This window comes from Paraburkholderia sp. (assembly GCF_035501035.1).
Lineage (GTDB): Bacteria > Pseudomonadota > Gammaproteobacteria > Burkholderiales > Burkholderiaceae > Paraburkholderia.
This window is the reverse complement of the sequence record NZ_DATJWR010000171.1, coordinates 1-9,452: the sequence shown is the minus strand read 5'-3', so window position 1 is coordinate 9,452 and position 9,452 is coordinate 1. Positions and strand designations below refer to the sequence as shown.

The 9,452-nt window shown below is 61.3% G+C and carries 7 protein-coding genes and 7 pseudogenes; 6 read left to right on the top strand and 8 right to left on the bottom strand.

Annotated elements, in window-relative coordinates:
• Positions 1-292: 292 nt before the first annotated feature.
• Positions 293-756: pseudogene (locus tag VMJ11_RS11850) on the top strand (IS110 family transposase); the annotation flags it as partial.
• On the opposite strand, the pseudogene VMJ11_RS11845 reads toward VMJ11_RS11850, so the two are convergent.
• From VMJ11_RS11845 to VMJ11_RS11815, 8 genes and pseudogenes are all read right to left on the bottom strand, one after another.
• Positions 697-1,305: pseudogene (locus VMJ11_RS11845) on the bottom strand (IS5 family transposase); the annotation flags it as partial. The pseudogenes VMJ11_RS11850 and VMJ11_RS11845 overlap by 60 nt on opposite strands.
• Before the next feature lie 299 nt (positions 1,306-1,604).
• Positions 1,605-1,939, bottom strand: a pseudogene (locus tag VMJ11_RS11840) (electron transfer flavoprotein subunit alpha/FixB family protein); the annotation flags it as partial.
• A pseudogene (locus VMJ11_RS11835) lies at positions 1,940-2,239 on the bottom strand (NAD(P)/FAD-dependent oxidoreductase); the annotation flags it as partial.
• Between the two features lie 41 nt (positions 2,240-2,280).
• Positions 2,281-2,493, bottom strand: a pseudogene (locus tag VMJ11_RS11830) (enoyl-CoA hydratase-related protein); the annotation flags it as partial.
• Positions 2,494-2,537: 44 nt separating this feature from the next.
• The gene (locus VMJ11_RS11825) at positions 2,538-3,224 is read right to left on the bottom strand and encodes a 3-hydroxyacyl-CoA dehydrogenase family protein (RefSeq protein ID WP_325619599.1); all 687 of its coding nucleotides are present in this window, start codon (positions 3,222-3,224) and stop codon (positions 2,538-2,540) included.
• 39 nt (positions 3,225-3,263) lie between these two features.
• Positions 3,264-3,559, bottom strand: a pseudogene (locus VMJ11_RS11820) (acetoacetate decarboxylase family protein); the annotation flags it as partial.
• Entirely contained in the window at positions 3,549-3,707 is a 159-nt protein-coding gene (locus VMJ11_RS34460; RefSeq protein ID WP_414694372.1) for a hypothetical protein, read from the bottom strand. The pseudogene VMJ11_RS11820 and the gene VMJ11_RS34460, both read right to left, overlap by 11 nt.
• Positions 3,708-3,745: 38 nt before the next feature.
• Positions 3,746-3,904 (bottom strand): CoA transferase, encoded by a 159-nt coding sequence (locus VMJ11_RS11815; RefSeq protein ID WP_325619598.1) that lies wholly within the window; start codon positions 3,902-3,904, stop codon positions 3,746-3,748.
• A gap of 743 nt (positions 3,905-4,647) precedes the next feature.
• On the opposite strand from VMJ11_RS11815, the gene VMJ11_RS11810 reads away from it, so the two are divergent.
• From VMJ11_RS11810 to VMJ11_RS11790, 5 genes and pseudogenes are all read left to right on the top strand, one after another.
• On the top strand, positions 4,648-5,469 hold the full coding sequence (locus tag VMJ11_RS11810) for a DUF3331 domain-containing protein (protein WP_325619597.1): 822 nt from the start codon (positions 4,648-4,650) through the stop codon (positions 5,467-5,469).
• A gap of 203 nt (positions 5,470-5,672) precedes the next feature.
• Positions 5,673-5,945 carry a YtcA family lipoprotein gene (locus tag VMJ11_RS11805; RefSeq protein ID WP_325619596.1) on the top strand — a complete coding sequence of 91 codons (273 nt, stop codon included), beginning with the start codon at positions 5,673-5,675 and terminating at the stop codon, positions 5,943-5,945.
• A 15-nt stretch (positions 5,946-5,960) separates the two neighbouring features.
• Positions 5,961-7,016: a multidrug transporter subunit MdtN gene (gene mdtN, locus VMJ11_RS11800; protein WP_325619595.1), complete on the top strand. Its 1,056-nt coding sequence runs from the start codon at positions 5,961-5,963 to the stop codon at positions 7,014-7,016.
• Between the two features lie 8 nt (positions 7,017-7,024).
• A complete protein-coding gene (locus tag VMJ11_RS11795) occupies positions 7,025-9,127 on the top strand; it encodes an FUSC family protein (RefSeq protein ID WP_325619594.1) in 2,103 nt (700 codons plus the stop codon).
• Positions 9,124-9,452: pseudogene (locus VMJ11_RS11790) on the top strand (multidrug resistance transporter); the annotation flags it as partial. The gene VMJ11_RS11795 and the pseudogene VMJ11_RS11790, both read left to right, overlap by 4 nt.

The window sequence follows — 9,452 nt, the reverse complement described above, 5'->3', positions numbered from 1 at the left end:
CGGCTGTCGCGGGCTTTTTGTTATGCTGCCCCAGTCGGCAATGGGCCAAAAACACCGGCAGCCGCCGACAAAATGGAAGCCCCCGTTACTATCTTCCCGCCTCGATAATCGAGGCTTTGGCCGGCCAGGCCCGGCATGATTTCTGCCCCCAGTCGTCCATGATCCCACAGGGCCTGGTGGGTGGGGTCGCTAATAGGGGCTCGGCTGGGATATTCCAAGGCCGTCCGTAACGTGGATGCCGAGACTTGCCACCGTTGTTGCAGGCCTACTCGTTCAATCTGCACAAACTTCCATGCAAGAATTCCAACAACATGACGCCGTCGATGTCTTCATCGGTGTTGACGTCGGTAAAGGCCAGCATCACGCCGTAGCGCTGGGTCGGAATGGCAAGCGCCTATACAACACAAGGCGCTCCCCAACGACGAGGCCAAACTGCGCGCCCTCATCACCGAACTCAAGGTCCATGGCCGCCTTCTCTTCGTTGTCGACCAGCCCGCCACCATTGGCGCATTGCCGGTGGCCGTCGCGCGCGATGAAGGCGTTCTGGTTGCCTCTCTGCCCGGACTGGCGATGCGCCGCATTGCCGACCTCCATCCCGGTGAAGCGAAGACAGACGCCCGCGACGCCGCAATCATCGCCGAGGCCGCTCGTTCGATGCCACATACACTGCGCTCGCCTCGGTTAGCTGATGAACCGCTCGCCGCCGATGGTATCGATTGCCACGTCAGCGGGAATCTGGTCGAGCAAATCAGGCAGAACTTCGCCATCGCCTTCGTCTTGATGGGTCATCAGCGCGGCGGAGATCTGGCCCGTGTTCGCGTCCATCGCCAGGTGCGCCTTGCTCCACGTGCGACGTTTGGACCATCCATGCTTGCGGACCTTCCACTCGCCTCCGCCGTAGACCTTCAGTCCGGTGCTGTCGATCACCAGGTGCAAGGGATCATTGGGGCGCTGCGTAGGCAGTACGACCTTCAGGGTCTGTGCGCGACGGCTCAAGGTCGTGTAGTTCGGCACCGGCAAGCCCGGATAGGCGAGTTTGCGCAGACTGAACGCGACGCCCTGCACAGCGCGCAGCGGCAGATGAAAAACCTGTTTGAGGCCGAGCAGCATCTGGATCGCCGCATCACTGTAGACGCGCGGTCGGCCGCGCCTGGCCAAGCCAGCCTCGGATACCTGCCTCAGTACGATTTCATCAATCCACATGGTCACGTCGCCTCTCGCAGTCAAGCCCGCGTTGTATTCCCGCCAGTTCTTGACGCGGTACGCCCCTTTGGGCTCGCTTGCCTTGCGTTCGTCCTTGCGCATCTTCCCGGCAAAAAATCGAGAAACTACGCAGTTCGAAGTGAAGTTAACATTCTGGTTAACCCGAGCTTTGCGCGTAAACGTCAAACCACCGCAAATCGCTCCGATTTCTTCAACAACACAAATTCGAAGTACTAATCAAAACTACATCGATCTAATGCGTGCCAGGGCTGAAAATCAACAAATTTTTATTTTTAGCATTCTTAAATTTTATACGAAGAAAAATAGTCTGCTCTGTGAACGCCGACAGTTTGCCCGGCACACGGCATAGCCGGAGCGATGCCGTGTGCCGGGGACGGCGGTTAAGCCAGTGCTGCGACCAGTTCCGGCACGACCGCGAACAGGTCACCCTCCGGACCATAATCAGCTACGCTGAAAATCGGCGCCTCCGGATCCTTGTTGATCGCGACGATCACCTTTGAGTCCTTCATGCCGGCCAGATGCTGGATCGCGCCGGAGATACCCACTGCGATATACAGTTGCCGCGCGACGATCTTGCCGGTCTGCCCGACCTGATAATCATTCGGCACGAAGCCCGCGTCAACTGCCGCCCGCGACGCGCCCAACGCCGCGTTCAGCCTGTCGGCAAGCGGTGCCAGCACCTTGGTGTGTTCTCGCCGCTGCCGAGGCCGCCGCCAGCCAGCTCATCCGACTGACGTCCTGCCTGCACCGCATCGAACGCGGCATCGGCGGCCAGCATGCCGGTCTTGATCGCCGCATGCGAGCCCTTGATGCGCGATTCGTTCAGAAAGCCGGCATCGTCGCCCACCAGTGCGCCCCCCGGAAACACCGGCTTCGGCAGCGACATCAGGCCGCCCGCCGTGATCGCCCGCGCGCCGTACGACACGCGCTTGCCGCCTTCCAGAATCGCGCGGATCGCCGGATGCGTCTTGTAGCGCTGGAATTCCTCGAAAGGCGACAGATACGGGTTTGTATACGGGTGAATGCCCGTGCTTCGAGCGCGGGGACTGAGGCGATCTCGGTGATGTCGGCCCCCGCGACAAAGGCCTTGTCGCCTGCGCCGGTGACGATCACACCGTGCACGGCGGCATCGTCGCGGGCGTCTTCCATCACAGAGCGCAGTTCGTCCAGCGTCGCACGGCTCAACGCACTCAGCGCATTCGGACGGTTGAGAGTGCCATAGGCGATCCCCGCCTTCTTTTCGTAAAACAGATTTTGCAACGCTGACATGAGGGGAATTTCCGGTGGTATGACAGGAAGATCGAAACCCTGCTTCAGCCTTTGGCGCGCAACGCGAGCAGGCCGAGCAGCACTTCGTCGCGGCGAGCCGCGAGCTCGTCGGTAGACCGGCTGCCGGCTTCTTCACGCACGCCGGCAATGACCTTCTCGCGCAGCTCCGGTGTAATCGTGGGCGAGTTCAGACGGATCGTGCGCTTGCCGAGCGCGGCGTAGAATTCGGTGACGCGCTGGATCGTGTCTTGCGATGTCTTCGCACCGCCAACGATCTTCACCAGCGGAATCAGATGCGGTGGGTTGAACGGGTGCCCGATCACGCAGCGCTCGGGGTGATGCTCGCAGGCCGACTGGATTTCGCTCATCGTGAGCCCCGACGAGCTCGACGCAATCAGCGTTTCCGCTGGCAACATCTCGTCGAGCTGCTTGTAAAGCACCTTCTTGAAGTCGATGCGCTCAGGGCCGTTCTCCTGTACAAGATCGGCGCCGCTCACTGCTGCCTTCAGGTCGCTCGTGAAGGCGAGGCGCGAGCGCGATGCACCCGCCGCGAGACCGAGCGTCTCGAGTGCAGACCACACCTCATCGATGTACGCGCGCAACCGGCCTTCGGCTTCGGGTGAGATGTCCGTCGCGACCACGTCGAGCCCTTTCGCGAGGAAAAGCGCTGCCCAGCTTGCGCCGATGACGCCGGTGCCGATGATAGCGACCCGTTTGACTTGCTTCGACATATTCACTTCTCCAGAAATGAGGGTACGCATCCGGCTGGCTTAGCGCGTGCGGTAAGGCTGCATGTAGTCCTGCACGACTTCGCCGTCGCCGAGCGTCAGATCGGTGACCATGTGGATGGCCGACAGCACCTCGAGGACTGGCAGTCCGATACCAGCGCGAAGCAATGCGGATGCAGTTCCAGCGATGCGGGACCCGACCATGCGCCCTTCATGACGACGTCCGTCACCTTGTAGCGGACCAGTTCGCAGGTGCGCAGCGAGCCGTCGACGTGCGGCATCATCTTCAGAAGATAGCCGGGGGCATCCAGCGAGCGGCGGACTTCCTCAAGATCCAGCCGGGACGACACGCTCGAGCGCCGCCGGATCGGTCCGGGAGGTGATGACGACGAACTCGCGATTCAGGAACCAGTAAGGCGGCTTTGGATAGGACGGCCGCACGAGCGGCATCGCATAGGCATGGTCCAGCAATTGTTGTTCAGTCATTTCTGTGTCCTGTTTGGGTAATCAGTGGGATCTGGCGCTCATGCTTCGGCATCGGGCCTCGCGACCACGTCGTTTGAGAACAGGCGGCGGTACGGGTCGCCAGTACCAGGAGGCTCGACTTTGATCATCGTCGCACCGAAATCTGAAAGAATTGTCGTGGCGGCGGGACCCGCAATGTAGCTGGCAAAATCGACCACTTTAAGGAACTTTAAGGTCTGAAAAGATACCTTCTGGATTCTTCACATAAATTCCTTAATCGACAGGACTGACTGCGGTCAATCAGGAGACGGGCTGCCCGCTCTACACACATGTAAGGTATTCCGCGGGCGTGCGGCGGGGACCCGTGAAAGCCCAGCCCGAATCTATGACTATTCACAATCCGGTAGCCGTTCGGCGGGAGAGCGTCCAACTCTCGCATCCGGTTGCGCGTGGCCGCTAGTTACAGTCGACCTGGATTGCGGGTAACGAGCCGCCTGCTATCCGGTCCCGTACAGCCGCTTCAGTAGTGACGAGAGTAGGTGCGATGAGAGGTCGGCGACATGCAACGGAAATATGGATAACTATACGTTCGTCTACCTCTCGACACGGACGCGCTCAACGCGGCGCGGATCGCCTCGAACGCTAACGCAATGCAGATCGGCATCGGAGTTACGCACGGGAAGGCGACGCGGCCACCAATGTGGTAGGCGTCGGATTCCGCAGTCCAGGCCAACGCTCGTCGTGAAAGAGTTATACAGCCGTATAAACCAGTAGCGCCGGAGAGGCATCGCCACATCCCACAGTAGGATGGATTCTCTGCCCCGCGCGGCCTAGCCTTCAGTCATCGCGATTGGCGCACATTTGACGGCAGTACGGACACGTCAGTAGCAGTTCGCTACCTTTCCCTTTCGAGTGCGAACCGCGATGTTGGCCAGCCTCCAGTGTCGTCCGCATCGCTGTCATGCCTGACCTTCTTCCGTATTACAGTGCATCGCAAAGGAATTACCGTGTCGAATACTCTGCACAACTGGATATTTATCGGCAGCAACGCCTATATGGAGTACACATTCGTTCCCTGGCTCGGACGAAACGTATATCGGCGAACCGTGGATCTGACCGCAGTGTGCCTCCAGTGAGACGCAGCGCTTTTGCACGTGGCCTGCGCCCCGAGGTTCGATATCCGCTTCGATTCTTTTTCGTTCAGGTGAGGATGATGAGACCGAACCGCCAACCACAAGATGTGTCAACCAGGCCCGCGCCAGATTATGACGCTGCCTTCCCTTCCGCTAATGTGCTGTTACCGGTGCGCCATTGCGCGACATCGCGCGCCGTTCAGGCTGATCAGGGCCCTGCCAAAGACGGGTGGCCTGGTCCGGTGGGCCGCGACCCCTGGTCAGCGACGGTTGCGAATCTCTTCAGGTCCTCCTCATCGCCAGATCCCAATTGGGTCGCTCCCGATCCTCTCACTCCCGGTTCCTGCCGGCCCGCACACCATGGACAGTCAAGGGGTGCGGACCTTCGCACCTTTACCGTGACGGTCCTGGAGCAGTTATCCAACTCGCTTGTGGCGCTCTCCTGGCGCGACCCGACGCTTTGCAACTACGAAGAACAGATGTGGTCGCCAGGACTTGCGCGCACCTCCGGCCGCTGCGCCCTCTCCGGTCTCCATATCAGCAAGGGCGACGCCATCTACAAGCCAATTACCCGCGGGCGAACCGTGCCACTGAACCGGGACGCAATGATTCTCTCGTCTGCACTGCCTAACGTCCGCGACACACCCTGACCCAAGCCATTGATGGCTTCGCTGCAACGGTTGATCTGGCGCGTCTGAGTCCAGCCGACTATCCGGTTTAAGTCCCTGCGAGTTCACAACGAAAACACCAAACGGTCGGAATGGCTCAGCGCTGCGCCTTGAGCGTGACTCCCCGAAAAAGACGCGACCCTACTTACAAGCATCGAATATGGCCGCAACGCCTCAGAAACCAGATGAGTTTATCGAACGTTTTAAGTTTGGCATCGCTATCGGTCGCGGGTTTCGTGCTCGGCGGCTGCGCATTTGCGCCGTCGATCCCGCTGTTCGGCGCTGCCTTTCCCGACTGGCTGTTTTGCGTGGTCGGAGGAGTCGCGTCAACAGTCGCCGTCCATCTCGTGCTTGGCAGGCCGGAAGCTCGGTCTGTGCTAGCACCGCATGCTATTAGCTATCCAGCGCTCAGCGCACTGATTGCCATGGCCGCGTGGCTCGTGTTTTTTTCTCGCTAATGACGCGTACCGTAAATGAATGACACCGCTCGCGCGTCACGGCGCACAAACAGACTTCCCGCCGCAGCGATTGTCGTGGTCGCCATCGGATTGCTTTGCGTCGTCCTGTGGCGGCTCGATCACGCGCCAAGCACCGACGACGCTTATGTGTACGCCGATACGATCAACGTCGTGCCGGAGGTCAGCGGCCGCATTGTCGAGTTGCCGGTTCGCGACAATCAGGCTGTCAGGAAGGGCGATCTGCTGCTGCGGATCGATCCGCGTCCTTACCAGGCCGCACTGAATCAGGCGCAAGCCCGTCTCGACACGCTCAACAAGCAGATCGTGTTGACCCAGCGTACGGTGAACGCGCAGCAATACAACGCGGACTCGGTGAAAGCAGCGGTCGAACGGGCTCGCGCGGTCGCCAGTCAGGCCACCGACACACTGCGCCGCACCGAGCCGTTGCTGGCGCAAGGCTACGTATCGGCCGAGGAGGTCGATCGTGCGCGTACCGCGCAGCGCTCTGCGCAGGCAGAGCTCAATGCAGCGATGCTGCAGGCCCAGCAGGCTGGGGCGGCCATCAGCGGCGTGGATGCGCTTGTCGCCCAGCGCGCCGAAGTCGAGGCGCAGATCGCGATTGCGGAATTGAACCTTGAATTCACCGAAGTGCGGGCGCCCTTCGACGGTCGGGTCGTCTCGCTGCACACGACGGTGGGCCAGTTCGCGTCGGCGTTGAAGCCCGTCTTTACGTTCATCGATACCCGGCATTGGTACGTCGTCGCCAACTTCCGGGAAACGGAGTTGAAGAACGTGCGCGCAGGGACACCGGCAACGGTGTATCTGATGAGCGATACCGGCAAGCGCTTCACCGGCGCTGTCGATTCTGTCGGCTACGGCGTGTTGCCCGACGACGGCGGCTTGGTGCTTGAGGGACTTCCTCGGGTCCAGCGCAGCATCAATTGGGTCCACGTATCGCAACGCTTCCCCGTCAAGATCGCGGTGAACAATCCCGATCCCGGGTTGTTCCGCATCGGCACCTCGGCGGTCGCAACACTCGAGCGCGACAACGAGGCAGCACCGGCGCGATGAAGGCACTCATGGACGCGACCGACTATCTCCCGGGCGGTTTCCTGCGATTTGCCCGCTTTCTGGGCGACGAGGTCCGCGCTTACCCGGGGCGGGCAAATGTCATGCTCCGCTGCGTACTGGCGAGCGCGATCGTGATTACTGCCTCGATGGCGCTGCAGGTGCCGTTTCTGGCGCTGTCGTTAGTCGTCGTGTTCTTTGTGACGCAATCGAACGTCGTGATGACGCGGCTCGTTGGCGTGATGTTCATGCTTGGAGGGACGCTGGGGATCGGCAGCGCGATTCTGGTGTTCAAGCTGACGTACGATTATCCGCTGCTGAGAATCCTGCTTTCGGCGGCGCTGTTTTTCATCAGCGTTTACATGACGCGCGTCACAAAGATCGGCGCCGCATTCTTCCTGGTCGGCATCTTCGTCATCTATCTACAGTCGTTCGTCGACATGACCGACCAGGCCGAAGCACTCGTTCGCGTTTCGCTGTGGGTTTGGGTCGCGGAGAGTTACGCCATCGCGGTCACCCTGCTAATCAACACCGTGTGTCTGCCCGCCGAGCCGGCGCAGCAGCTCGAAAAAGCGATGCTGGGACAACTGGCGGCGGTTGACGCGCGTCTGGGCGGTCTTGAGCGCGGCGAGCCGGATGCGGGCGGCTTCAACGCCCGCGACGTCCAGACTGGCATGCTGACACTGCAAAAGCTGCTGCGTTTCTCGACGATGCGCGACCCCGGCTACCGGCAACGCCAGGCGTTTCATCTGGCGCGCGTTGCCACCGTCTCGCGCTTGTACACGGCAGCCGCGCATTTGCCAGGCGGCGCCGCGGCGATTCCGGCCGGCATTGCACCGGCGCTGCGCGATGCGTGCAAGCGCCTCGACGAGGCGATCCGGACGGGAGAGCCGTTCACCCTGCCCGATGCACTATTGAACCTGACCGATGCGGGCATGCCGGGCGCGCTGCGGGACATGCGAATCGCTCTGCAGGCCTTCGCCGACCAGTCAGCGGCGCCGGACTCTGTCGAATCGAAACGGGAGAAGGAGCGCCTGCTCGTGCCCGACGCATTCTCGAACCCGGTATACGGGCAATTCGCATTGAAGACGCTGTTTGCGGCGATGCTCGGGTATCTTATTTATCTGGCAACCGATTGGCAGGGCATTCATACGATCATGCTAACGGCACTAATCGTCGCACAGCCGAGCCTTGGTGCGACGGGTCGCCGTTCGGTCCTCCGCATGGGCGGCGCAGCGCTTGGCAGCATGTTCGCGCTGGCCATGGTGGTCTGGGTGGTGCCGCGCATCGATGGGATTGTCGGTCTGCTGATGATGTCGTTGCCGGTGCTCGCGCTCGGCTCATGGCTGACTGCCGGATCGGAGCGGATCAGCTATGTCGGCACCCAGCTCATGTTTACGTTCGCGCTTGCGCTGCTCGAGCAGTTCGGTCCGACGTCCAACCTCACTGAGATCCGGGACCGGATGATCGGTATCCTGATCGGCGTGGCGATTTCGGCTGTGGTGCATGCATCGTTGTGGCCTGAGGCGGAGGGCGAGGCACTCCGTCAACGCGTCGCACGGCTGCTGCGCCGGCTTGCGGCGCAGCTACGGCAACCGAACGACGAAAGGGCGACTCCGGCGGCGCTATGGGCCGAACTTGGAGATTGCGAGGCGATGGCCGCCCGCGTTGCATTGGAACCCAACTGGCAAATGGGGGAAGGACAGCAGGAGGAGTTCCAGATTTACGTCCAGACGATGCTCGCGCAGACACGCGAAATCCTGCTGGCAGCAGACGCATTCGGCGCGGAACGACGGGCGCAGCCGGTTCTCGAGCTTAAAGTCCAACTTGCTGCGACGACATTGGCGGAAACGGCAAGCGTATCGCTGGAAAGCTACGCGCACGAACTGACCGAGCGCCCGGAGGCCGTGCGCGCACCGGCTCCCGCTTCCGTGGATGCGCTTGCGACACGCTGGGGTGTTGAGCACGGGGAGTTGCATCCCGAAGCGGCGCGACGCGCCTATGAGCGGATGCTGCTGCGCGCGAGGAGTTTGCTCGACAAGGTATCGACGTTGCCGGGCTGGAACGCTGCTGCAGCCGATACCACCCTTATCACACGAGCATCGCAAGCATGACCGTCTCATCCGTTCCGTTTCTGTGCCGCTGGCTGCGCTGCGGTGTTGCCGCAGCGTTGGTGTGCGCGCTTTCGGCGTGTGCGCTGATCCGGCACGATGAAAAGCCGTTTACCACGATTGCGCCTGAACAGATCCGGCTCGCAGACGACATTCATTACAGGAGCAGCGACTGGCCTGAGCAGAGGTGGTGGAGCGCGTATGGCGACCCGCAGCTCGATTCGCTCATCGCCCGCGCGCTTGCTACATCGCCGACGATCGTGACGGCGCGTACACGCGTCGCGCAGGCGAAGTCGGATATCGATCTCGTGCGCGCCGGCACGAACCT